Source organism: Bacillus cereus (genome assembly GCF_002564555.1).
In the GTDB taxonomy this organism is placed as follows: domain Bacteria; phylum Bacillota; class Bacilli; order Bacillales; family Bacillaceae_G; genus Bacillus_A; species Bacillus_A cereus_K.
Genome location: NZ_NUVD01000020.1, coordinates 180,972 through 201,536 on the forward strand (window position 1 = coordinate 180,972; position 20,565 = coordinate 201,536).

Below are 20,565 nucleotides of genomic sequence, written 5' to 3' on the forward strand. Positions count from 1 at the left end.
ATTATGGGTAGTACAAGACACTTTTATATGTTTATCTTAGCGTTTGTTCTTGTTGTAGCTTTAACGATTTATTTAATTGTCGATAGCAGCTGGTACAACACAGTTCATCCGGCATTCCTTCTGTTTATGTATATAGGAATTGCGGTAGTTAGTTTCGGAATGAGAGACGAGATGTTAGATCGCTTTGAAAAGTGATACATATACGAAAGACCAACAGGAAAATGTTGGTCTTTTTTTCTTGCCAAAAATAGGATGCTGTGTATATACTGTGTATATAAGGTATACACAGTATATACACACTGGAGGAGAACATGAATATTATTATTTCGAATTCTTCCCAAGACCCTATTTATGTGCAAATAAGGAAACAATTAAGCCAGCTTATTTTAAATGGTGGTTTAAAGGGTGGAGACCAATTACCGTCTATTCGTAGTTTAGCAAAGGAATTACAAATTAGTGTAATTACAACGAAGCGTGCGTACGAGGAGCTCGAAAAAGAAGGATATATAGAAACTGTCGCTGGGAAGGGGACTTATGTTTCACGTAAAAATAATGAACTATTAAAAGAACAGCGGCTACGTCTATTGGAAAGTAAAGCTGAAGAAATTGTAAATGAAAGTAAAGTATTACAGCTTTCACTTCAAGATTTACAGCAGATGATTGCGTGTTTATATAAGGGGGAATGAGAAAGGTGTTAGAGCTAAAAAATGTTTGTAAAAGTTATCAAGATTTCGCAGTGAAAAATGTAAGTTTTACTTTGCCACGCGGATATATTATGGGATTTATCGGACCGAATGGAGCAGGGAAAAGTACGACGATCAAAATGATTATGAATCTAATTAGAAAAGATAGCGGCGATATAAAAATTTTTGGCAAAGACAATAAGAAAGCCGAAAAGGAAATAAAACAAAACATCGGTTTTGTATATGATGAAAATCATTATTATGAAGATTTAACGTGTGAGCAAATGAAGCGTATTATTGCTCCGTTATATAAAAAGTGGGACGAAAATCAGTATCAATCGTATATGCAGAGATTGCAAGTTCCAAAGTATAAAAAAATTAAAGAGCTATCAAAAGGGATGAAAATGAAGTTTGCGATTGCCATCGCGCTCTCACATCATGCGGAATTTATTATTATGGATGAACCGACAGCAGGATTAGATCCAGTTGTACGGAGTGAATTGCTTGATATGTTGCAAGAAATTGTAATGGAAGATGAAGTATCTGTATTATTCTCAACGCACATTACAACAGATTTAGAACGTATTGCAGATTATATTACGTTCATCAATGATGGAGAAATTATATTTACTGGTGAAAAAGACGACTTAATGGAGGGCTACGTAATCGTAAAGGGAAGTAATGATTTATTAGATCGAGAAGGGAAAGAGCTATTTGTTGGATTACGAAAAAATAAGTTTGGTTTCGAAGGTTTAGCGAAGGATAAACAAGCAATTATAGATTGGTTTGGAAATGAGGTTGTATTAGAAAAACCTAAATTAGACGATATCATCGTATACACTGCGAAAGGGAGAGGTGCCTATGCGTCAGCTCATATATAAAGATTTATTCTTTTTTCGGGTAACTTGGTTAGTGAATCTTGTTATGCCCCTTTTGTTCTTTATGTTAGAGCCGAGTGGTGAATTGTTATTCCCGATGAGTTGTCTATTTATAACCCTTTCCTCGGTTATGGCGTTAATCGTAATGGATGAAAGGAATAAAAGTGACATTATTATAAATAGTTTACCGGTAAGCAAAAAGGATATCATTATTGCTAGATATATTTCCTGTGCAATATTCATAGTAGGTGGCTTACTCTCTACTATGCTAGTTGTTTTTCTTATAAGAGGCATCGCTGTTATTGGTGATATTGGTGCATACCATCCTAATTTGTATATTGAAATTTCATGGTATGAAGTAGTAAGTGGAGCTGTTTACGCCTTGTTTTTTGTTGTGACATTCTTTCCTAGTTATTATGGTACAAAATCAAAGGCAGTAAGAAGTATAGTATCAGCAGCATCAATGGGGATTGGTGTACTTCTTTGGATATTTATTAGTGGCGGTCTGAACGAAACAGCACCATCATTTATTAATTGGATTATGAATCCATTACATTTTGGTGTATTTATAGTTGGATTCATTACATTAGTTAGTATTTATATCGCTTCTATGCTTCTTACAATTAAAATTTATGGAGTGCGTGATTTGTAGGGGGGAATTGCATGCAACAGTTAATTTTGAAAGAGTTTTTCTTACAAAGAAAAATGTTCCTTATCTATTTGATCTTACCAATATACGGAGCATTCCAAAACTCTATAGAACCATTTCAAATGGCGTATGTTTGTTTTGCTATATGTCTTTTGATGATTTCAATCTCTTTATCAAATGAAGAGAAAAATAGTACGGAAAAAATATTAGTAAGTCTACCTTTTACTAGAAAAGATATTGTCGTTGCGAAATACATATCGACACTATGTTTTATGGTATTCAGCTTAATCATTACATTCGTTTTCTTTGTACTACCTGTATTTGTATTAAAAGAAAATATAAATATTCCTTGGTATGCAGCATTTATAGCTATTTTCTTTTCTGTTCTGTATGCTGTTATGATCCTTCCCATAAAATATAGTGAGGATAAGCGAACGGTTACTATGCTTGGATTAGTTATGCTTTTTCCTATAATAGGTTTGTTAGGATTTATGTGCAATATATTTACTGATGAAAGGCTTATGTTAATGTTTTTTCGATCTTCAGATGTGCTATTAGTTATAAGTATTTTAAGTATAGGCGCGTGTGTAAGTTATTTAGCTTCAATGTTTTTGGCGATTGTAAGTTTTAAAAAGAAAGAGCTTTAATGCTTGTGGCTTGTCTTATATAAAAACTAATAAGTGATGTTAAGGGATGAGTTTAGGGAGGTGTAACAAATGATCAAGCAACTAATTTTAAAAGATTTCATCGTTCAATGGAAATTTTTAATTTGGTACATACTGTATCCGGTTTTCTTTTATATGGCCTTAACAGATACGGAAAATTTATTCATAATTATGTCAGTAATTATTACAGTTGGGGCAACCGTAAAAACATTTGAAGCGGATAGTAAAAATGAGAGTGAAGTAATAGTTAATAGTTTGCCAATATTAAGAAAACAAATTGTGTTTGCGAAATATATAGTAGCAATTATTATTCTTTTCATAAGCGTAGCGATTGGTTGTTTCACGATGGGAATGAAGAATGGGGCGAATGTATTTGAATTTATTGAAACGACATTGATTGCTAGTATTAGCTTTATTTTATTATATTTAAGCCTTGTCTTACCGATATCGTTTTGGCTAGGGTATAAAAAATCGGTTTTTATTACGCTTTTTATACTAATAACACCGATTGCTATTGTAGAGACATTCTTTCAAATCAACATGGAACAGATTCAACTATATAACAGCTTGTTGTTTGTTAGTTCAATTTTCATGTTAATAGTATCTGTCTTCGTTTCAGTGAAATTGTATGAGAAGAGAGAATTTTAAAAGGTGCCCTATAAAAGGCACCTTCTTCAATAACGACAATATGAAAGTAAGAGTTTGTAAACAGAGAGGCTATTCGGTACATCTTTCGGAGTATGTAATATAAAGCTGAAAACGATAACGAGAATGAGAAAAAGGAAAAATAAAAATAGGATTTGCTTATGTATAGAATTTAGCATATTATTCACTCCTTTTTTAGGTAGTATGTCCAAAAGAAAGGAGCGTATGAAAAATTTTAGGAGGGAGAAGGATGAATAAAAGAAAATGGTTATATAGAATAGGGCTACTTTTATTTTCAGTCGGTCTCATAGTAGCAAATTTTTATTCGGGTATACCACCGCTATTTCCTAGTTTGCATAAAGGAATTGGAATGAGTGTAGTCGTAGTTGGCTTGTTTTTTCTTATCATATCAAATTTCTATAGAAAATCTAAATAGACGTAAAAAAGGACAGTTACTCTTTTTCAGAGTAACTGTCCTTTTTATATACTTTCTTCCATAGCTTGGCGATACTCCATATAATTACGATCATAATGGAAGCGATAATTGACCAAGCGATAGATGCAATTTCAAGTGCCATGTTAGGAAGGAACGTAAGAATGGATAATACCTTATGAAACAACCATTCTATTATATGAAAACTTACTTGCAATAGAATGACGATCCCGAGTATGATCCATGTTAAGATTTGTTTTCCTTTTTCTTTCCACATAGCATTCACCTCACGTTAGCTTAATAGTTTTAAGCCAACAGCGCCGCATAGAATACAGCTTAAGAAGGCAAGACGACGCCAATCCGCTGATTCACGGAAAATAAGAATGCCTAGAAGTGCACTTCCGGCAGTTCCGATCCCAGTCCAAATCGCGTAAGCAGTCCCCATTGGTAATGTGTTCATTGCAAGGGATAAGAAGAAGAAGCTTACGCCGAAGTTTGCGATTAAGATAACTTTTGGTGCCCAGCCTTTCTTTTCAGTGGCTACTTTCATAAAGAGTACACCAATAATTTCACAAATGCCAGCTAGAATTAAAAATACCCAAGCCATTTTATGCGGCCTCCTTCGCTTCTTTTTCTTCTGTTACACGCTTTAAACCAATTACGCCGAAGAAGATTAAACCGATTAATAAAATTTTTGCGATAGAGAAAGGTTCTCCGAAGATGAAAATCTCTGTAAGAACGATTCCGCCAGCGCCAATTCCTGTAAAGACTGCGTATACAGTACCGACAGGTAAATCTTTATAAGCTCTAAATAGTAATACGAAGCTAATTGCAATTAATAAAGCAACACCAGCCCACTCAAGTGGTGCCTCCGCATGTTTTAGTCCAATTACCCAAAAGATTTCAATAATACCAGCTAAGATTACATAAATCCATGCCATATGTCATTTCTCCTTCCTACCAGTCGTTAGGTAAAGGGCTTAAAAACGACGCATTGCAAAGGAGCAATCCGTCAGTTTGAAAGACCTCGCCAAAATACTTTCCAAGAAGCGTTTAAACGTGTCTCAAAACGATTTAAACCTGCGTATAGTAGTTCAACCATAAGACCATCTAGTAAGCATAGATAAGCTTCTAAGGCGTCTTTTACTTCAATGTTATGCAGTTCCCCTTGGTCATTTGCTCTTTTAAATACAGGGTATAAAAGTTTTCCAACGTTTTCGATGTGTGTATTCGCCTTATCAATAATTTGTTCGCGAAATGCATCAGGCGGAAAATACGAAGTTCGTAACCAAAACATGGATTCTTCACTTTCACCAAATCGTTTTGCATATCCTTGTAGCAGACTTACGAGAAGTTCTTCTGTAGATGACGTTGAAAACTTTTCAATATCGTCCGTGAAGCTCTGTACATCTTTTTGAAGAGCGGATTCCAAGCATATAAAATATAGCTCTTCTTTTCCTTTAAAGTGTGCGTAAATCGATGGTTTTTTAATACCGACTTCTTGAGCAATATTTGCTAATGAAGTTCCTTCGTAGCCGTAGCGTGCGAAATGAGAAAGTGCTACAGCTTTAATGCGGTTTGCTGTCATTTTCATCCCCTACCTACCGTTCGTTAGGTTTATTATATGAAATGAACAATACAAAGTCAATAGGTGAAGAGCTGAAAAAGAGCGCTATAGTGAACGCTCTTTTTAAATTGTTTTTCGCTCGATTAAATGGAATGGAAGTTCCTCTGAGTTCCCGGTTATTTGCTCGTCTTGCATCTGTTTATGAAATAAGGTAAAGGCACGTGATCCCATTGTGAGACCTGGATGCTCAATAGTTGAAATTTCTAATGCCTTTGAAATTTCATGGTTATCGAATCCTAAAATAGCGAGATCTTCAGGGACGCGAATGCCATGTTTTCGTGCTTCTGTTAATAAGCCAGCAGCTACTTGATCATTTGCTGTGAAAATAGCAGTTGGACGATTTTCCATATTTAAAATACGATGGAGTATTTGCGCCCCGTCCTGCATCGTATAGCATTGATGAAAAATCCAATCAGTGTTCACTATCTTTCCTTCGCTACAAAGCGTATCAGCGAAAGCTTTCTCACGCTCGATTGAATTTACACTTGTTTTTCTTGCTAAACAAATCCCGATTTTTTCATGACCTTTATTGAGTAAATATGAAATGCCTAGCCGGAATCCTTCGTAATGATCCACGTAGACAGACGATATGAGAGGATGATTCATTTTTTCACATGAAATAATGGGGGCAAATTTTGCGAACGGTTCAATTTGTTCCCAGGAACTCGTTCGAGAGCAAATAATCATCCCATCGAATTGTTTCATTTTCATCATTTCAAGAACACGAATTTCTTCAATGCTATCGTAATTTGTTTGACATAAATTAATGTGGTATCCAGCTGCTAACGCTTCGTTTCCGATTCCTTCAATAATGGTACTGAAGTAAGGAACATTAATGAAAGGGAGCATAACCCCGATTGTGTATGTTTTTCCTTTTATTAAATGGATAGCATTTATATTTTTTGCATAGCTCAGTTCTTCAACTGCATCTAAAACACGTTTCCGCTTTTCTTCTTTTACGTAAGGGTGATTATTAAGGACGCGAGAAACGGTTGATATAGATACACCAGCAGTTTTTGCAATTTGTTTTATGTTGGCCATATGTATCACCTCTTTCCTTTATTATAAGGGGAAAATAATAAGAAAGAAAAAATCTTGACCTGAAAAGCTTTTCACAATCTATGTTATAAATAAGGCTTCTTTTTATTCGCGTAACCTTTTTATTTGGGCGTTAGAATAGAGAGGTCTTTCTGTTATGTTTAAAAACAGTTTTGTCAAAATGTGTGAGAATAACGAGGAAAGTTTTCAAAGGTGGAATGTGACATTCAGGCGAATATGAACAACATATAAACGCTTCGTTCGTTAAGAGAGCGGTATGAAAGGGCGGAAACAAATTGAAAAAAAGCATCATTTGTTTCGTGTTTTCTAGTGTCTTACTTAGCTCGTGTTCATTTCAGCAAACGATGCAAGAAGAAAAAACATTTGTGGAAACAACAGGAGGAGCTAAGGATCGTGTTATGGATCCGATTCCGCTAAAGGAGCTTCCGAAATATTTTTCAGCGAAATTTAAAGTTCCAACGTTTTTACCTTATGACATTACAAATGATGTGAAAGGAGAGGTAAGAACAATCGGAAAGCAGAATGCTGTCGTAACGATTAAATATAAGCAACAAGAGAAAGGAAGGCACGATTATATAGAATTAACAGTGGCTAACTTTCCTTACAGTTTTCCATACCTCGTAGAAGAAAATCGATTTCAAGAACAAATGAAATTGAATAATGGAGCATCAGCTTATTTTAAAAATAAGGATGACTTCGAGCGAGGGGAGGAGTTTGCTACACTCCTATGGAAAGAGAAGGGGATTGAATATCAGCTATTGTATCGTAATGTAGAAGAGAATGATGAAGATGTGATTAAGCAAAATTTATTATACATTGCGAATAATATGGAATGAAAAAACTAGCTGTATTATGCAGCTAGTTTTTTGTATGTTATTTCTTTTTAATTTTGCCTGTCCAAGATTTAAATCCACCTTTTAATTGGTAGAAATCTTTGTAACCTTGTTTTTTTAAGTATTGAGCTGCACGACCTGTACGGAATCCGCTTTGGCAGTATAAGTAAACAGGTTGATCTTGGCGAAGTTCTTTATGACGAAGGCGAATTTGTGATAACGGAATGTTACGTGCACCTAAAATGTGCCCTGCGTTATATTCGTCTGCTTCGCGAATATCGATAAGCTGTGCTTTACGGTAGCCAGCGCGAAATTCTTCTTCTGTAAGAGTTCTAATTAATTTTTTCTGATAGAAATACATCCATACAGTGTAACCGATGAACGCTACGATTACGGCTAATAAAATAATCCAACTTGTTGACACGGTTCTATCGCTCCCTTTTTTCTTATCCTACTTTCAATATTATAATGCCCATATGTATTTATGCAACAGAATCATTTGTATATACGAAGAAATTTCGTATTCTTTCACAAATATTGTCGAATTTGGTAGACTAGAGAATGTGAAAAATAATTGGTTATATGAGGTGTAGGATGGGAAAAGAAAAATGGTGCTATATTAACTCTGGTCAATGTTCACCGGCATTTAATATGGCGTTAGATGAATGTTTATTAAATTGGCAAAGTGAAAAGAAAATGCCACCAACAATTCGTTTTTATGAATGGGAAGTACCAACATTAACAGTCGGGTATTTCCAGCGTGTTGAAAAAGATATAAATATGGATGTAGTTAACGAAAAGAAATATGGATTCGTTCGTCGTCAAACAGGCGGCAGGGGTGTACTACATGATAAAGAATTAACGTACAGTGTTATTGTGTCTGAAGATCATCCAAATATGCCAAAAACAGTTACAGAAGCGTATCGCGTTATTTCGCAAGGTTTATTAGATGGATTTAAGGCGTTAGGGTTAGAAGCATATTATGCAGTTCCGAAAACAGAAGCAGATCGTGAAAATTTAAAAAATCCACGTTCAGGCGTATGCTTTGATGCACCATCTTGGTATGAAATTGTAGTGGAAGGAAGAAAAATCGCAGGTAGTGCGCAAACACGTCAAAAAGGTGTTATTTTGCAGCATGGATCAATTCCATTGGAAATAGATTTAGATGAACTATACGATTTGTTTTTATTCCCAAATGAACGTGTGAAAGAGCGTATGAAGAGTATGTTCTCGTCTAAAGCGGTAGCAATTAATGAATTGACAGACCGTACATTTACGATCGAACAGCTAATTAAAGCGTTTGAAGTTGGTTTTGAAAAAGGATTGGATATAGAGCTTGTACCATATGAATTAACAGATGAACAGTTGCATGAAGTTCAAACGTTAGCGAAAGAAAAGTATGAAAGTAATGAATGGAACTATAAAAAATAAGAGGTGGCAATTGCCACCTCTTATTTTTTATAGTAAGTTAAGTACTTTTTCTACTTTGATTCCTTTATCTTGTAAAGAACGAAGGCGATTTACAACGTCCATAATTTCTTTGTCGAATGTAACGCTAATGCCTTGGCTTTGAAGTTCTTCTTTTAAGCCTTCAATAGAATCATCTATGTCGATGCCGAGCTCGTAATCTTGACAAACTTCAATTGTCTTTTTCACGAGTTTCACATAATTTTCTTGTAGTTTTGAATTTGTTTCATTCAAAGCAGGTTGCTTCGGTTTTACAGGAGTAACCGGTGCTGTCTCTTGCTTTGTAACAGGAGTCGGTACTTCTTTTTTTACAGGTGCTGGAGTAGTTAGTTCTACGGCCGCTTCTACACTTACTGGCTTCGGTGTCGGTACCGGAGTAGGCTTAGGTGTAGGAGCAGGTGTTTCCACGCGTGTAACAGGTTTTGGAGCAGGTGTAACCGCTTTTGGAGCTTCTACAACTACTTCTTTTTTTGGTGCAACTTCTACAGGTGTTTCTTCTTGCTCAGTCGCTTCTTTATTTTCTTTACTCCACATAACGCGTTCAATTTCTAGAGAAACATTATTTTTGTTCATTGCTGTTAATGTAACTTTACCAACTTCAGCGTTTCCAGTGAAATCAACAATTTTATAAATAACACTCTTGTTCCAATCCACGTTTCCGCTCAAAAATAATTCTTCGTTACATTTCGGCGTTAAGCCCTCGATTTTAATTTCTGCGTTTACACCGTTTTCACTATATACCATAATCAGCGAAGCATTTACATCTTCATCTGCTAACATTAGTTCACGTACCATTTTGCCGGTGCGTACTTGCGTTTTCTTCTTAACTGACATCTAATTTCTCCTCTCAAAAATTCAGTAATAATAAAAAAATCGTATAACGAAAAATAATTGCTCACGAAGATTTATGATACCGATAATAAAAGCATCACGTCAACAATTAACTTTAATTATTTTGCATTTTTCTTATTTTCTTTATGAAATTTTTCAATTTGTAAAATTAGACAGAAGAAAAACAGCCTTTTGAAAGGCTGTTAAAAATTTGATTTTTTGTATAGTAATTTATATAAAGCAAAAAATAGGACAGCAATTAAAGCGTTTTGCCAAAGGGTTAGATGATAAATGAGATAAGATTGCTTTTGGAAATAAATATTTAAGAATACAGCGGAACAAAATGGAGTAGCAAATGCGAATCCAAATAGAATTCTTCTTTTCCAATTTATCTTCTGATCAAAGGAGTAACGCTTTAATAAATATAAAATAAATAATATGCCAAGTATAATTATTGAAACAGACAAAGTAGTTCCAAGGATGCTAAAAGGCGGACTTGATAATGTATTGTTTTTTTCAAAGAGAAACATAAAAAATGAAATAATTGCATTTATGCCAAATTGTATAGCAAGAAGTAAGCTAATAGAAAATCCAATTAAAGAAGTTTTTTGTAACTTTGTTTGGGTTGGTAAAGCTGATATAAGTTCATCGCAATAAGACTGTAAATCATCTCCAAAGATGTCATAAGCATTTTTATTTTCTGCTTGTGCTTCGATAAGATGGTCTAATATTTCTAGTAAAAGCTCCTCCATTTGTTGCTCGGGTACGTTTGATATTCGAAGGTATACTAGCATATCGCCATAAGCAGCTTCGTTTTCGGAAGTTAGAAGCTCACGTTTTTTATTATTCAATTCAATCATGTCTTGTGCATTCATTCCTATCACTCCCCTTGTAATAAGTTGTTCACCGTTGTTGAAACCATTCCCCAGCTTTGTTTAAATTCTTCAAGCTGTTCTAATCCTTTATCAGTTACGTGATAATATTTTCTCTTTGGACCGAGTGAGGAGGCTTTTAATGTTCCTTCAATCAATTTTTCTTTTTGCATACGTAACAATAATGGATATATGCTTCCTTCGCTTACGAATGTAAATCCGTGTTTATTTAATTTTGTACTCAGTTCATATCCGTACACATCTTCTTGTGAAATGATGTATAGGATGCAACCTTCGAGTACACCTTTTAACATTTGGCTGTGCATGATTTCACCACCTTTTACTTAGGTAACTTGCGTTGCAAGGTAGCTGTTATCTAAATTATAACATTCAGTAACTTGCAAAACAAGTTACTGAAGTGGAAAACTTTAATGAGTGTTAATTTTTTTACGTTTCCCATACTAACGAGAGGAGGAAAGCATATGAAACCATTTATGCCAAAACTTGTTTACTTTGAACCGAAGGCACTCGAATATCCACTTGGAAAAGAGCTGTATGAGAAGTTTACGAAGATGGGATTAGAAATTCGTGAAACGACATCCCATAATCAAATTAGAAATTTACCAGGTGAAAATGATTTGCAAAAGTATCGTAATGCAAAGGCAACGCTTGTCGTTGGGGTGAGGAAGACATTAAAGTTCGATACGTCAAAACCGTCAGCTGAATATGCAATTCCACTCGCAACAGGGTGTATGGGACATTGTCATTATTGTTATTTGCAAACGACACTTGGGAGTAAACCTTACGTTCGCGTGTATGTGAATCTTGATGAAATATTTGAGAAGGCAAAGCAATATATGGATGAAAGAGCACCTGAAATAACAAGATTTGAAGCGGCTTGTACATCAGATATCGTTGGAATTGATCATTTAACACATGCATTAAAGCGGGCGATTGAATTCATTGGAGAAAGTGAGCATGGACGTTTACGTTTCGTTACGAAATATTCGCACGTTGATCATTTATTAGGTGCAAAACATAATGGGAAAACTCGTTTCCGATTTAGTATTAATTCACGGTATGTGATTAAAAATTTTGAGCCGGGGACATCACCGTTTGAAGAACGAATTGAAGCGGCTCGTAAAGTAGCAGGCGCGGGTTATCCACTTGGGTTTATAGTTGCGCCACTTTATATGCATGAAGGGTGGGAAGAAGGATACCGTGAACTATTTGAGCGACTGTACAATGCGCTAAAAGATTTGTCGATACCGAATTTAACATTTGAATTAATTCAACATCGCTTTACAAAACCGGCAAAAAAGGTCATTCAAGAGCGTTATCCGAATACGAAACTTGAAATGGATGAAGAGAAGCGTAAATATAAATGGGGACGATACGGCATCGGGAAATACGTATATAAGAAAGATGATGCGGAAGTATTGGAAGAAACGATTAGAGGATATATTCATCACTTTTTTCCGAACGCAGAAATTCAATATTTTACGTGAAAGGAACTTGTATTTGAAAGCAGGTTCTTTTCTCTTTTGCAGATTTAGGCTTGTTTCCAACTTGTCACGTTATTCTTTCTGGTGTATCATTTTATTGATTGCTTCGTACGGAATGAGCAAAATGAAATTGGATGGAGGAAACCGATGCCTACCCCTAGTATGGAAGATTATATTGAACAAATTTATTTGTTGATTGATGAAAAGGGTTATGCCCGCGTATCTGATATTGCTGAAGCGCTTAGTGTACATCCATCCTCTGTAACAAAAATGGTGCAAAAATTAGACAAAGATGAATATCTAATTTATGAAAAATATAGAGGGCTTGTATTAACATCAAAAGGTAAAAAAATCGGAGAACGTCTCGTATATCGTCATGAATTGTTAGAGCAATTTATGCGTATTATCGGTGTGGATGAAAGCAAGATTTACAATGATGTAGAAGGAATTGAACATCATTTAAGCTGGGAAGCAATTGACCGCATTGGTGATTTAGTGCAATACTTTGAACAAGATGAGGTTCGAGTGGAAACACTTCGTAGCGTTCAAAAAGCAAATGAAGAGAAAAGTAATTAAGGGGGAACGTATGTCGTTTCCTTTTTTATTTCAACCGAAAAGGATGGGAGAATTATGAAAGCAATTATTTTTGATTTTGATGGATTAATTGTGGACACAGAAACAATATGGTTTCACTCTTTCAGAGACGCCGTTCGTGAGTATGGTGGGGAGTTACCTTTAGAGGAATTTGCAAAATGTATTGGAACGACAGATGATGTACTATATGCATATTTAAATGAGCAATTAAAAGAGAAATTTAATAAGCATACATTAAAAGAAAAAGTGAAAACTTTACATAAAGAGAAAATGAAAATGCCAGAAGCTCGTGACGGGGTAAAAGAATATTTAGAGGAAGCGAAAGAAATGGGATTGAAAATCGCATTAGCCTCTAGTTCATCTAGAGAATGGATTATTCCTTTTTTGGAAGAGCTACAAATTCGAGATTATTTTGAAGTAATTAAAACGAGAGACGATGTTGAAAAGGTAAAACCGGATCCAGCACTTTATCGAATTGCGATAGAAGATTTGGGGATTGATCCGTCTGAAGCTGTTGTATTTGAAGACTCGTTAAACGGATTGAAAGCAGCGATTGCAGCAGGATTAAAGTGCGTTGTTGTACCTAATGATGTGACAAGAAATTTACAATTTGAAAATCATCACCTTCGAATCGAAAGTATGAAAGATAAAAGTTTGAAAGAAGTGCTTCAAAGTATAAAAAAAGACCGTATTTCCTAAAAGGAAGCACGGTCTTTCTTCTTGTTTTTCTTACCTTCAATGACAGTCAAATGAGATTGTTTTCTTTTTCGTTTCAAAGTCGAAGAATTCCCTTTTTTACTCTTGTCATTAGAAGTATTTGACTTAAAGAAAGAATTGCTTAGGGGTGCTACATTTTGTTTCCCATGCTTGCGGTTCGATTGTTTTGCAGCGCGCTTATATGAGCTTTGCGAATTTGCAGAACCGCTAGAATTTGTAAACATTTTGTAGAGTAAATAAAAGATACCAACGACAGCCAACATAATACCAATGTTTTTCAACACACCCATTGGATTTGTAATTACAGATGAAACAAGGCCGAGTATTGCTAATCCGATAATAAGCACAAATATAGCGAAAGTAAACGAACGACCGTTCATAAGGGACACCTCCTAAAAACATATATTAAAATTAGTATATTAACGATGAGGAAAGGAGTTGAACACCATTTTTAAATAATTATTGTTTGTTTTCTAAACGTAATAATTCTTCAAAAGATGCGATAGCTACTTCCACTTGATCATCTGTCGGTTCTTTCGTTGTTAATAGTTGCAGCCATAATCCAGGATATCCAAGTACGCGTAATACAGGAACATCTCGTAATCGATTCGTAAATTGTAATACTTCAAACGAAATGCCGAGAACGACTGGAATTAATAAAATTCGGTTTACTACCCTTGCCCAAAGTGGATCTGTAGGGACGAGGAAATAAACAAACATTCCAATAATGACTGTAAATATAATAAAGCTACTACCACATCTATAATGGAGGCGGGTTTGCTTTTGAACGTTTTCTACAGTCATAGGAAGATTATTCTCATAAGCATTGATTACTTTATGCTCCGCACCATGATACTGAAATACCCGTTTAATCAGTGGGGTTAAAGAAATAAAGTATATATAGCTCAATAATAACATGAGCTTAATGACACTTTCGACAATGATTTGCCCAGTGTGAGATGGGAAAATCGGTCTTGTTAATTCAGCTAATAGTGCAGGAACTGCTGTGAAAATGACTTTACCGAATATGAAAGATAAAACGCCAACTGCTGCAACTCCTAATACCATCGTTAATTTTGATTGTTCTTCTTTTTTATTTGCAATTTGTTCATCTTCTTCTGGGTGGACATCAAATCGTTCGGAAGCGAAGTTTAAATGCTTTGCTCCATTCGCACTTGCATCCACAATAGCGGCAATACCTCGTATAAATGGAATTTTTTTTAGGATAGATAATGCTTTATTACGAACGCGTGGTAATCGATAAAATTCAATCGATTTATCTTTACGACGAACCGCTGTAACAGTATATTCTCTACCGCCAAACATAACTCCTTCTATGACCGCTTGCCCGCCATATATTTGTTTTGACTCTTCTGCCATGTTAACACCAACCTGTATTTGTTTCTCTCTTATGTAGAAAAAGAGGCAATTGTCATACTGGGTTCTGCCGTTTTGAAATAAGACAATCACCGAGTTTCCTTTATTTTATCGACAAATACAAGTAGATGACAAGGGAAAATGTTACGAGAGTCGGACATTTCTTATTCTTTTTATAGACAAATTTCGCAGGATTTAAACATGCTTCAAAATAGTTTCGGGCATACTATGGAGCGGAGGTGTTGATGTGAGTCAAGAACAATTAGGAACAAGGAATTTTGTGCAAATCGGTTTGTTTGGCGGAATCTTTTGGGGAGGGATATGGTATTTCCTTCATATTTTTTCGTTCACGGAAGCGGGACCAAATTATTTGCTTTTACCATTTGCGTTTGGGAGTTGGAAAGAAGGGGTATGGGGCAATGTGTCAGGAATTGTTTGTATGGGACTTCTTTCAATTTTAATTGCCTTTTTATATAAAGCGTTTTTGGCGAAGTTTGAGGGGGTCATTCCAGGGGTTATTTATGGGCTATTTTGGTGGGCGTTACTGTTTTTCGGAATGGGTTTAATGGCACCTGTTATAAAAAGTGCGTTTCATTTGCCAAAAGAGACGGTTGTGACGACAATATGTATTTTTATATTGTACGGTGTGTTTATTGCATACTCCGTTTCCTACGCAGTAAATAGCAATAAAGACGAGCAAGAAGGGAAAGAGAAGACGAACTATTCAAATAAGTAGCTCCTATGTTAAAATATTGTATAGATATTTAATATTAAGGAGTTTTAAGAATATGAAAAAGTTACTCCTCGTAAACGGTCCTAACCTAAATCGCCTCGGTGTTCGTGAGGTAAATGTATATGGGAAGGGTACGTTAGCGACACTTGAAACAGATATGAAGCAAGAAGCAGAAAACATGGGAGTGGAGTTAGAATGTTTCCAATCGAATCATGAAGGTGCTATTATCGATCGTCTTCATGAGGCTGAAGATATATATGAAGGGATCATTCTAAATCCTGGAGCATTTACGCATTATAGCTATGCGATTCGAGATGCAATTGCGAGCATTTCGATTCCTGTTATTGAAGTACATATTTCTAACATTCATCAGCGTGAATCGTTCCGTCACGAATCTGTGACAGCGGCTGTTTGCGCAGGGCAAATTGTTGGATTTGGTTTTTATGGCTATAAGTTAGCGCTATTTGCATTAATGGAGAAATTGAGGGAGGCATAAAGTAATGGAGAAAATTGAAAGATTACGAAGTGCATTTGATGAGGCTGGTATTGATGGTATATTGTTAACAAATGAACATAGCCGTAGATATATGGCGAGTTTCACTGGAACAGCTGGTGTTGTACTAATTTCAAAAGAGCGTGCACTATTTATTACTGATTTCCGTTACGTAGAGCAAGCTAGTAAACAAGCGGTTGGATATGAAATCGTGCAGCATGCAGGGTTAATCCTTGATGAAATTGCAAAACAAGTAAAAGAACTTGGAATTCAAAAGTTAGGATTTGAGCAAGATACTCTTACATATAGCTCTTACGTAACGCATAATGAAGCGATTGAAGCTGAATTCATCCCAACTTCTGGGCTTGTAGAAAAGTTACGCTTGATAAAGACTGATTCAGAGATTAAGATATTAAAGGAAGCTGCACAGATTGCAGATGCTGCCTTTGAGCATATTCTATCATTCATTCGCCCGGGAGTATCTGAAATTGAAGTGTCAAATGAACTTGAATTTTTCATGAGAAAACAAGGAGCAACATCGTCTTCGTTTGATATTATCGTTGCGTCAGGTCTTCGTTCGGCATTACCGCACGGCGTGGCATCTGAAAAAGTGATAGAAACAGGAGATTTCGTTACATTAGACTTCGGCGCTTATTACAAAGGATATTGCTCTGATATTACTCGTACGATCGCAGTCGGTGAACCATCTGATAAATTGAAAGAAATTTATAATATCGTTTTAGAAGCACAATTACGTGGTGTAAACGGTATTAAAGCTGGTTTAACAGGTCGCGAGGCTGATGCGTTAACGCGTGATTACATAACGGAAAAAGGATATGGTGAGTACTTCGGACACTCTACTGGTCATGGAATCGGTCTTGAAATCCATGAAGCACCAGGTTTAGCGTTCCGTTCTGATACAGTACTTGAACCAGGTATGGCTGTAACAGTAGAACCAGGTATTTATATTCCGGGTATTGGCGGCGTACGTATTGAAGATGATATTATTGTAACGAGTGAAGGTAATGAAGTAATTACGAAATCACCAAAAGAACTTATTATTTTGTAATACACAGGAGGATTTTTTTACATGATTTCAGTAAACGATTTTCGTACAGGTTTAACAATTTCAGTGGATAATGCCCTTTGGCAAGTACTTGATTTCCAACACGTAAAGCCAGGTAAAGGTGCTGCTTTCGTTCGTTCGAAACTACGTAACATTCGCACAGGATCTGTTCAAGAGAAAACATTCCGTGCAGGTGAGAAAGTAGAAAAAGCACATATCGAAAACCGTCGTATGCAATACTTATACGCGAGCGGTGAGGCTCACGTATTTATGGATAACGGAACTTATGAGCAAATCGAACTTGGTGAAAACCAAATCGAGCGCGAGCTTAAATTCCTAAAAGAAAACATGGAAGTAGCAATTATGACATACCAAGACGAAGTACTTGGTGTTGAACTTCCGAACACAGTTGAATTAAAAGTGTCAGAAACAGAGCCTGGTATTAAAGGTGACACAGCTTCTAACGTAACAAAACCAGCTACATTAGAAACTGGTCTTGTTGTACAAGTACCAATCTTCATTAACGAAGGCGAAATGCTTATCATCAACACTGGTGAAGGTAAATACGTTTCTCGTGCATAGTAAAAAAGCACTCGTGATTATCACGAGTGCTTTTTTTATAGGAAATAGGGCAGATAATAAATAGCGGTGATAACAAAACTAACTAAAACAAGTGAAAGAGTACCCATAATATATGGAGTCAAAACAATTTGAAAGGGTTTTATTTCACCAGTCTCAACACCAGTTAATGTTTTACTTACTGCGTGATCCATAATGTTGTTTCTATGGTTACTCATAATAATTAACCATGTAATGGCAAATATGGCTAAACTGCCAAGGAAAAAGCTATCCATAAATGACCAACCGACCAATTTTGAAAAAAGATAAATAAGGGCTAATTCTACTAAAATTGTTAAACTAATTTTCAATACCTTCATATTTTTCCTCCTCACTTTGTAATTTCAACCAATTTAAAAATTTTTTACGTGATACGACATGCAGTGAGCAAGGGGACTTTACTTCTTTCTCTAGTGCAGCGTGTTCTTCTGGAAACTTGTTTTCCACATGCAATGAAATGTACGGTAGTTTTTCTTGTGCTTTTAACGAGCGAATATTATTCGTTTTAGCACCAGCGAATACGTATGTAAGTTGTAAGTCTAAAAAAGCGATTTTAAAAATTTCTTTTTTAGCAGCCTCGTTATAGCCTTTTCCCCAGTAAGGATGGCCAAGCCAACTGCCAATGTGAGATTGCTTTTTCTCGTAATTAATATGTTTAAGTGTGGTGAGGCCGATTATTTCATTTTCTTCATTTAGGACCACTCTGGATAAAGATTTCTTTTGGTGCTCTTCTTCTATCGCAAAAAGAAGAAACGCTTTCGTGTCTTCGATTTTTTCTACCTGTATTCCTAATGCATTTTTTACATGTGGATCACTTGATAGCTCGAAAATCACATTTGCATATCGTAAATCTAGTGGTAACAAACGAACGTGCTGCATCGTCAAAACCCCTTTCTCATTAAATGTACCATAAAATACCATAAAATAATACGAATATTCAGATTGAAGGAGGGTGATAGAGAAAAATTATGTTTTTACTTCTGAAATAGACAACCCCTGCATATGGTTGTACAAATATATTCTTTTTTAGAATACGAAATTAGTAACCGTTACGGGAGAAGGTGGGAGAATGAAACAGTGGCTAGCGGCAATGGAAACATCCGTGCTTGTAATGGGGTTACTTCGGTTGTTTTCAGGTAGCGCGGAAATATTCGCCGCTTTGCTTATGCTTTACGTGAATGATGCGAAGAAAGCATTGTTTATAAATGGTATGTTGGCGTTTGTTGGACCGACCGTATTAATTGTAACAATGACAATTGGCATAGCGAGTGTAGCAAGTGAGATTTCGTTCTTAAAACTCTTTTTTTTAGCACTTGGAATTAGCTGCATTTTTATCGCGTTGTTGAAATAGTAAGTCGAGTATAGTGGGGAGAAGCATATGAAAGAAGTATTAGAAGTTTTACCGAAAACGATGAAACGGTTAGTGGAAGGTTGTAAGCAATATGATACTTTAGAGGAAATTCGTGTTCGAATTGGAAGACCGCTAGAGTGTATTGCGCATGGAGAGGTATTTTTTTATGACTATATTGCTACAGCAGAAGATGCTATTTACTTATTGAATAAGTTAAGTCAATTCTCCATTTATACGATGGAAGAGGAATTAAAACGTGGGTATGTGACACTCCGAGGGGGACATAGAATTGGTCTAGCTGGAAAAGTCATTACAGAAAAAAGTGCAGTGAAAATGATCCGGGATGTCTCTTCATTTAATATTCGTATTGCCCGTCAAAAAATAGGAATTGCAGAGCCGCTTTTGCCATATTTGTATGAATCACGATGGTTAAACACGATGGTAATTGGACCACCACAAACAGGAAAAACAACACTTTTAAGAGATGTGGCACGCTGCATGAGTCAAGGTGTAAGTGCTTCACAAATTCCTTCTTGTAAGGTGGGGATTGTTGATGAACGTTCAGAAATTGCCGGTTGTGTGAAAGGAATCCCGCAATATGACTTTGGCACACGAGTAGATGTATTAGATGCTTGTCCAAAAGCTGAAGGCATGATGATGATGATTCGTTCTATGAGCCCTGATATTTTAATTGTTGATGAAATTGGCCGTAAAGAAGATAGTGAAGCAATTATGGAGGCGGTACATGCAGGGGTTCAGCTTTTCATAAGTGCACATGGATTTTCCTATGAAGATGTTGTGAAGCGGCCATCACTAAAAGCGGTGCTGGAACTTGGCGTGTTTGATAGGTTTGTGGAATTGTCAAAAGCGAGAGGTCCAGGAACGGTTATGCAAGTGAAAGATAGAGATGGAAAACCAGTACTACCTCATAAAAAGGCGCAAGGCGTATGGTGAAAATATTTGGTGCGGTATTAATAGTTGCAGTTAGCACCTTTTTCGGATTTTCATACGCTAAAAGGTATAGTGAGAGACCGCGGCAACTTAGGTTATTAAAGGCGGCATTGCAATCATTAGAAGCAGAAATTATGTATGGACACACACCTTTATCTGAAGCTGCTGAGCGATTAGTGAAACAAATGCCGAAGCCGCTAAATTGGATATTTCAAAGTTTCGCCAGAAGACTACAAAGCGGGGAACAAACAGTAAGAGAAGCGTGGATAGATAGCTTGAAAGAGAACTGGAAGTTAACAGCATTTCAACAAACTGAGTATGAAATCTTGCAGCAATTTGGTGAAACGCTCGGACAACATGATCGCGACTCTCAACAAAAGCATATTCGCTTATGTATCACACATTTGGAGAGAGAAGAAGGAGAAGCGAAAGCATTACAACTGCAATATGAAAAAATGATTAAGAGTTTAGGGGTACTAGCAGGGCTACTTATCGTAATTTTACTGCTATAGGAGGGA

32 protein-coding genes are annotated in these 20,565 nt (G+C 36.0%); 19 read left to right on the plus strand and 13 right to left on the minus strand.

The genetic code is table 11. From position 1 onward, the window contains the following. Positions 1 to 3: 3 nt before the first annotated feature. The 7 genes from COI75_RS11300 (at position 4) to COI75_RS11335 (ending at position 3,956) form a co-directional block, all read left to right on the plus strand. Entirely contained in the window at positions 4 to 195 is a 192-nt protein-coding gene (locus tag COI75_RS11300; RefSeq protein ID WP_000535933.1) for a hypothetical protein, read from the plus strand. Between the two features lie 116 nt (positions 196 to 311). After that, positions 312 to 686: a GntR family transcriptional regulator gene (locus tag COI75_RS11305; protein WP_001021355.1), complete on the plus strand. Its 375-nt coding sequence runs from the start codon at positions 312 to 314 to the stop codon at positions 684 to 686. A 5-nt stretch (positions 687 to 691) separates the two neighbouring features. Then, positions 692 to 1,564 (plus strand): ABC transporter ATP-binding protein, encoded by an 873-nt coding sequence (locus tag COI75_RS11310; protein WP_000891321.1) that lies wholly within the window; start codon positions 692 to 694, stop codon positions 1,562 to 1,564. Next, the gene (locus COI75_RS11315) at positions 1,545 to 2,213 is read left to right on the plus strand and encodes an ABC-2 transporter permease (protein ID WP_001249439.1); all 669 of its coding nucleotides are present in this window, start codon (positions 1,545 to 1,547) and stop codon (positions 2,211 to 2,213) included. Before COI75_RS11310 ends, COI75_RS11315 begins: the two co-directional genes overlap by 20 nt. Positions 2,214 to 2,224: 11 nt before the next feature. Continuing rightward, positions 2,225 to 2,857 carry an ABC-2 transporter permease gene (locus tag COI75_RS11320; protein WP_001186586.1) on the plus strand — a complete coding sequence of 211 codons (633 nt, stop codon included), beginning with the start codon at positions 2,225 to 2,227 and terminating at the stop codon, positions 2,855 to 2,857. Between the two features lie 69 nt (positions 2,858 to 2,926). Then, positions 2,927 to 3,523: an ABC-2 transporter permease gene (locus COI75_RS11325; protein WP_000595350.1), complete on the plus strand. Its 597-nt coding sequence runs from the start codon at positions 2,927 to 2,929 to the stop codon at positions 3,521 to 3,523. A gap of 247 nt (positions 3,524 to 3,770) precedes the next feature. Further along, positions 3,771 to 3,956 (plus strand): hypothetical protein, encoded by a 186-nt coding sequence (locus tag COI75_RS11335; protein WP_001042438.1) that lies wholly within the window; start codon positions 3,771 to 3,773, stop codon positions 3,954 to 3,956. Between the two features lie 16 nt (positions 3,957 to 3,972). Here the strand turns inward: COI75_RS11335 and COI75_RS11340 are convergent, their stop codons facing one another. From COI75_RS11340 to COI75_RS11360, 5 genes are all read right to left on the minus strand, one after another. Further along, positions 3,973 to 4,230, minus strand: coding sequence for a DUF3975 family protein (locus tag COI75_RS11340; protein WP_000265374.1), 258 nt, complete (start codon positions 4,228 to 4,230; stop codon positions 3,973 to 3,975). Positions 4,231 to 4,245: 15 nt separating this feature from the next. Further along, positions 4,246 to 4,560, minus strand: a complete 315-nt coding sequence (locus COI75_RS11345; RefSeq protein WP_000312623.1) for a DMT family transporter — start codon at positions 4,558 to 4,560, stop codon at positions 4,246 to 4,248. 1 nt (position 4,561) lies between these two features. Beyond that, positions 4,562 to 4,894, minus strand: a complete 333-nt coding sequence (locus COI75_RS11350) for a DMT family transporter (RefSeq protein ID WP_000312345.1) — start codon at positions 4,892 to 4,894, stop codon at positions 4,562 to 4,564. A 71-nt stretch (positions 4,895 to 4,965) separates the two neighbouring features. Further along, positions 4,966 to 5,547 (minus strand): TetR/AcrR family transcriptional regulator, encoded by a 582-nt coding sequence (locus tag COI75_RS11355; protein ID WP_002095303.1) that lies wholly within the window; start codon positions 5,545 to 5,547, stop codon positions 4,966 to 4,968. A 96-nt stretch (positions 5,548 to 5,643) separates the two neighbouring features. Then, positions 5,644 to 6,621, minus strand: a complete 978-nt coding sequence (locus tag COI75_RS11360; protein WP_001273993.1) for a LacI family DNA-binding transcriptional regulator — start codon at positions 6,619 to 6,621, stop codon at positions 5,644 to 5,646. Between the two features lie 317 nt (positions 6,622 to 6,938). Between COI75_RS11360 and COI75_RS11365 the strand changes: the two genes are divergently transcribed. After that, positions 6,939 to 7,475 carry a hypothetical protein gene (locus tag COI75_RS11365; protein WP_033657127.1) on the plus strand — a complete coding sequence of 179 codons (537 nt, stop codon included), beginning with the start codon at positions 6,939 to 6,941 and terminating at the stop codon, positions 7,473 to 7,475. Between the two features lie 37 nt (positions 7,476 to 7,512). On the opposite strand, the gene COI75_RS11370 is transcribed toward COI75_RS11365, so the two are convergent. Then, positions 7,513 to 7,896, minus strand: coding sequence for a rhodanese-like domain-containing protein (locus COI75_RS11370; protein WP_000108093.1), 384 nt, complete (start codon positions 7,894 to 7,896; stop codon positions 7,513 to 7,515). A gap of 170 nt (positions 7,897 to 8,066) precedes the next feature. Here COI75_RS11370 and COI75_RS11375 point away from each other — a divergent pair, with 170 nt between their 5' ends. Continuing rightward, positions 8,067 to 8,903, plus strand: coding sequence for a lipoate--protein ligase family protein (locus COI75_RS11375; protein WP_000514077.1), 837 nt, complete (start codon positions 8,067 to 8,069; stop codon positions 8,901 to 8,903). A 27-nt stretch (positions 8,904 to 8,930) separates the two neighbouring features. On the opposite strand, the gene COI75_RS11380 is transcribed toward COI75_RS11375, so the two are convergent. The 3 genes from COI75_RS11380 to COI75_RS11390 form a co-directional block, all read right to left on the minus strand. After that, positions 8,931 to 9,773: a hypothetical protein gene (locus COI75_RS11380; protein ID WP_000111923.1), complete on the minus strand. Its 843-nt coding sequence runs from the start codon at positions 9,771 to 9,773 to the stop codon at positions 8,931 to 8,933. A gap of 200 nt (positions 9,774 to 9,973) precedes the next feature. Then, on the minus strand, positions 9,974 to 10,645 hold the full coding sequence (locus COI75_RS11385) for a DUF1129 family protein (RefSeq protein WP_000993583.1): 672 nt from the start codon (positions 10,643 to 10,645) through the stop codon (positions 9,974 to 9,976). 5 nt (positions 10,646 to 10,650) lie between these two features. Beyond that, positions 10,651 to 10,968, minus strand: a complete 318-nt coding sequence (locus tag COI75_RS11390) for a PadR family transcriptional regulator (protein ID WP_000556076.1) — start codon at positions 10,966 to 10,968, stop codon at positions 10,651 to 10,653. A 156-nt stretch (positions 10,969 to 11,124) separates the two neighbouring features. Between COI75_RS11390 and splB the strand changes: the two genes are divergently transcribed. From splB to COI75_RS11405, 3 genes are all read left to right on the plus strand, one after another. Further along, positions 11,125 to 12,150: a spore photoproduct lyase gene (splB, locus tag COI75_RS11395; protein ID WP_000802103.1), complete on the plus strand. Its 1,026-nt coding sequence runs from the start codon at positions 11,125 to 11,127 to the stop codon at positions 12,148 to 12,150. Between the two features lie 144 nt (positions 12,151 to 12,294). Then, a complete protein-coding gene (mntR, locus tag COI75_RS11400; protein WP_001143078.1) occupies positions 12,295 to 12,723 on the plus strand; it encodes a transcriptional regulator MntR in 429 nt (142 codons plus the stop codon). A gap of 54 nt (positions 12,724 to 12,777) precedes the next feature. Then, complete coding sequence (locus COI75_RS11405) at positions 12,778 to 13,440, plus strand: HAD family hydrolase (protein ID WP_000643923.1); 663 nt, start codon at positions 12,778 to 12,780, stop codon at positions 13,438 to 13,440. Here COI75_RS11405 and COI75_RS11410 read toward each other — a convergent pair. Both COI75_RS11410 and COI75_RS11415 read right to left on the minus strand, forming a co-directional pair. Next, positions 13,437 to 13,838 (minus strand): SA1362 family protein, encoded by a 402-nt coding sequence (locus tag COI75_RS11410; RefSeq protein WP_001014466.1) that lies wholly within the window; start codon positions 13,836 to 13,838, stop codon positions 13,437 to 13,439. The two genes, COI75_RS11405 and COI75_RS11410, sit on opposite strands and share 4 nt — an antisense overlap. A 79-nt stretch (positions 13,839 to 13,917) precedes the next feature. After that, positions 13,918 to 14,838, minus strand: coding sequence for a DUF1385 domain-containing protein (locus COI75_RS11415; RefSeq protein ID WP_000797099.1), 921 nt, complete (start codon positions 14,836 to 14,838; stop codon positions 13,918 to 13,920). A 244-nt stretch (positions 14,839 to 15,082) separates the two neighbouring features. Between COI75_RS11415 and COI75_RS11420 the strand changes: the two genes are divergently transcribed. From COI75_RS11420 to efp, 4 genes are read left to right on the plus strand one after another with little or no spacing between them, the layout of a single operon-like run. Further along, complete coding sequence (locus COI75_RS11420) at positions 15,083 to 15,571, plus strand: YqhR family membrane protein (protein WP_000076892.1); 489 nt, start codon at positions 15,083 to 15,085, stop codon at positions 15,569 to 15,571. Between the two features lie 52 nt (positions 15,572 to 15,623). Beyond that, positions 15,624 to 16,064 carry a type II 3-dehydroquinate dehydratase gene (aroQ, locus tag COI75_RS11425; protein WP_000735145.1) on the plus strand — a complete coding sequence of 147 codons (441 nt, stop codon included), beginning with the start codon at positions 15,624 to 15,626 and terminating at the stop codon, positions 16,062 to 16,064. 4 nt (positions 16,065 to 16,068) lie between these two features. Next, positions 16,069 to 17,130, plus strand: a complete 1,062-nt coding sequence (gene pepQ, locus COI75_RS11430; RefSeq protein ID WP_000411053.1) for a Xaa-Pro dipeptidase — start codon at positions 16,069 to 16,071, stop codon at positions 17,128 to 17,130. Between the two features lie 21 nt (positions 17,131 to 17,151). Continuing rightward, entirely contained in the window at positions 17,152 to 17,709 is a 558-nt protein-coding gene (efp, locus tag COI75_RS11435) for an elongation factor P (protein WP_000626514.1), read from the plus strand. A 35-nt stretch (positions 17,710 to 17,744) separates the two neighbouring features. Here efp and COI75_RS11440 read toward each other — a convergent pair whose 3' ends face one another. Then, positions 17,745 to 18,065: a hypothetical protein gene (locus COI75_RS11440; RefSeq protein ID WP_000866175.1), complete on the minus strand. Its 321-nt coding sequence runs from the start codon at positions 18,063 to 18,065 to the stop codon at positions 17,745 to 17,747. Next, on the minus strand, positions 18,046 to 18,624 hold the full coding sequence (locus tag COI75_RS11445; protein ID WP_098448356.1) for a GNAT family N-acetyltransferase: 579 nt from the start codon (positions 18,622 to 18,624) through the stop codon (positions 18,046 to 18,048). Before COI75_RS11445 ends, COI75_RS11440 begins: the two co-directional genes overlap by 20 nt. A gap of 190 nt (positions 18,625 to 18,814) precedes the next feature. Between COI75_RS11445 and COI75_RS11450 the strand changes: the two genes are divergently transcribed. Genes COI75_RS11450 through spoIIIAB form a run of 3 tightly spaced genes read left to right on the plus strand, consistent with a single transcriptional unit; the run spans position 18,815 to position 20,559 of the window. Next, the gene (locus tag COI75_RS11450) at positions 18,815 to 19,096 is read left to right on the plus strand and encodes a YqhV family protein (RefSeq protein ID WP_098448357.1); all 282 of its coding nucleotides are present in this window, start codon (positions 18,815 to 18,817) and stop codon (positions 19,094 to 19,096) included. 27 nt (positions 19,097 to 19,123) lie between these two features. Further along, the gene (gene spoIIIAA / locus COI75_RS11455; protein WP_000665901.1) at positions 19,124 to 20,050 is read left to right on the plus strand and encodes a stage III sporulation protein AA; all 927 of its coding nucleotides are present in this window, start codon (positions 19,124 to 19,126) and stop codon (positions 20,048 to 20,050) included. Then, a complete protein-coding gene (spoIIIAB, locus tag COI75_RS11460) occupies positions 20,044 to 20,559 on the plus strand; it encodes a stage III sporulation protein SpoIIIAB (protein ID WP_000238695.1) in 516 nt (171 codons plus the stop codon). The genes spoIIIAA and spoIIIAB overlap by 7 nt, the downstream gene beginning before the upstream one ends. Positions 20,560 to 20,565 lie beyond the last annotated feature (6 nt).

Excerpts from the sequence above, each read along its gene's own strand:
- COI75_RS11410 (WP_001014466.1), bottom strand. The coding sequence starts at position 13,838 with ATGAACGGTCGTTCGTTTACTTTCGCTATATTTGTGCTTATTATCGGA.
- COI75_RS11355 (WP_002095303.1), bottom strand. The coding sequence starts at position 5,547 with ATGAAAATGACAGCAAACCGCATTAAAGCTGTAGCACTTTCTCATTTC.
- COI75_RS11305 (WP_001021355.1), top strand. The coding sequence starts at position 312 with ATGAATATTATTATTTCGAATTCTTCCCAAGACCCTATTTATGTGCAA.
- aroQ (WP_000735145.1), top strand. The coding sequence starts at position 15,624 with ATGAAAAAGTTACTCCTCGTAAACGGTCCTAACCTAAATCGCCTCGGT.
- spoIIIAB (WP_000238695.1), top strand. The coding sequence starts at position 20,044 with ATGGTGAAAATATTTGGTGCGGTATTAATAGTTGCAGTTAGCACCTTT.
- COI75_RS11300 (WP_000535933.1), top strand. The coding sequence starts at position 4 with ATGGGTAGTACAAGACACTTTTATATGTTTATCTTAGCGTTTGTTCTT.
- mntR (WP_001143078.1), top strand. The coding sequence starts at position 12,295 with ATGCCTACCCCTAGTATGGAAGATTATATTGAACAAATTTATTTGTTG.
- COI75_RS11320 (WP_001186586.1), top strand. The coding sequence starts at position 2,225 with ATGCAACAGTTAATTTTGAAAGAGTTTTTCTTACAAAGAAAAATGTTC.
- spoIIIAA (WP_000665901.1), top strand. The coding sequence starts at position 19,124 with ATGAAAGAAGTATTAGAAGTTTTACCGAAAACGATGAAACGGTTAGTG.
- COI75_RS11445 (WP_098448356.1), bottom strand. The coding sequence starts at position 18,624 with ATGCAGCACGTTCGTTTGTTACCACTAGATTTACGATATGCAAATGTG.
- pepQ (WP_000411053.1), top strand. The coding sequence starts at position 16,069 with ATGGAGAAAATTGAAAGATTACGAAGTGCATTTGATGAGGCTGGTATT.
- COI75_RS11450 (WP_098448357.1), top strand. The coding sequence starts at position 18,815 with ATGAAACAGTGGCTAGCGGCAATGGAAACATCCGTGCTTGTAATGGGG.
- efp (WP_000626514.1), top strand. The coding sequence starts at position 17,152 with ATGATTTCAGTAAACGATTTTCGTACAGGTTTAACAATTTCAGTGGAT.
- COI75_RS11340 (WP_000265374.1), bottom strand. The coding sequence starts at position 4,230 with ATGTGGAAAGAAAAAGGAAAACAAATCTTAACATGGATCATACTCGGG.
- COI75_RS11385 (WP_000993583.1), bottom strand. The coding sequence starts at position 10,645 with ATGAATGCACAAGACATGATTGAATTGAATAATAAAAAACGTGAGCTT.
- COI75_RS11345 (WP_000312623.1), bottom strand. The coding sequence starts at position 4,560 with ATGGCTTGGGTATTTTTAATTCTAGCTGGCATTTGTGAAATTATTGGT.
- COI75_RS11335 (WP_001042438.1), top strand. The coding sequence starts at position 3,771 with ATGAATAAAAGAAAATGGTTATATAGAATAGGGCTACTTTTATTTTCA.
- COI75_RS11380 (WP_000111923.1), bottom strand. The coding sequence starts at position 9,773 with ATGTCAGTTAAGAAGAAAACGCAAGTACGCACCGGCAAAATGGTACGT.
- COI75_RS11390 (WP_000556076.1), bottom strand. The coding sequence starts at position 10,968 with ATGCACAGCCAAATGTTAAAAGGTGTACTCGAAGGTTGCATCCTATAC.
- COI75_RS11360 (WP_001273993.1), bottom strand. The coding sequence starts at position 6,621 with ATGGCCAACATAAAACAAATTGCAAAAACTGCTGGTGTATCTATATCA.
- COI75_RS11415 (WP_000797099.1), bottom strand. The coding sequence starts at position 14,838 with ATGGCAGAAGAGTCAAAACAAATATATGGCGGGCAAGCGGTCATAGAA.
- COI75_RS11325 (WP_000595350.1), top strand. The coding sequence starts at position 2,927 with ATGATCAAGCAACTAATTTTAAAAGATTTCATCGTTCAATGGAAATTT.
- COI75_RS11350 (WP_000312345.1), bottom strand. The coding sequence starts at position 4,894 with ATGGCATGGATTTATGTAATCTTAGCTGGTATTATTGAAATCTTTTGG.
- COI75_RS11375 (WP_000514077.1), top strand. The coding sequence starts at position 8,067 with ATGGGAAAAGAAAAATGGTGCTATATTAACTCTGGTCAATGTTCACCG.
- splB (WP_000802103.1), top strand. The coding sequence starts at position 11,125 with ATGAAACCATTTATGCCAAAACTTGTTTACTTTGAACCGAAGGCACTC.
- COI75_RS11405 (WP_000643923.1), top strand. The coding sequence starts at position 12,778 with ATGAAAGCAATTATTTTTGATTTTGATGGATTAATTGTGGACACAGAA.
- COI75_RS11315 (WP_001249439.1), top strand. The coding sequence starts at position 1,545 with ATGCGTCAGCTCATATATAAAGATTTATTCTTTTTTCGGGTAACTTGG.
- COI75_RS11440 (WP_000866175.1), bottom strand. The coding sequence starts at position 18,065 with ATGAAGGTATTGAAAATTAGTTTAACAATTTTAGTAGAATTAGCCCTT.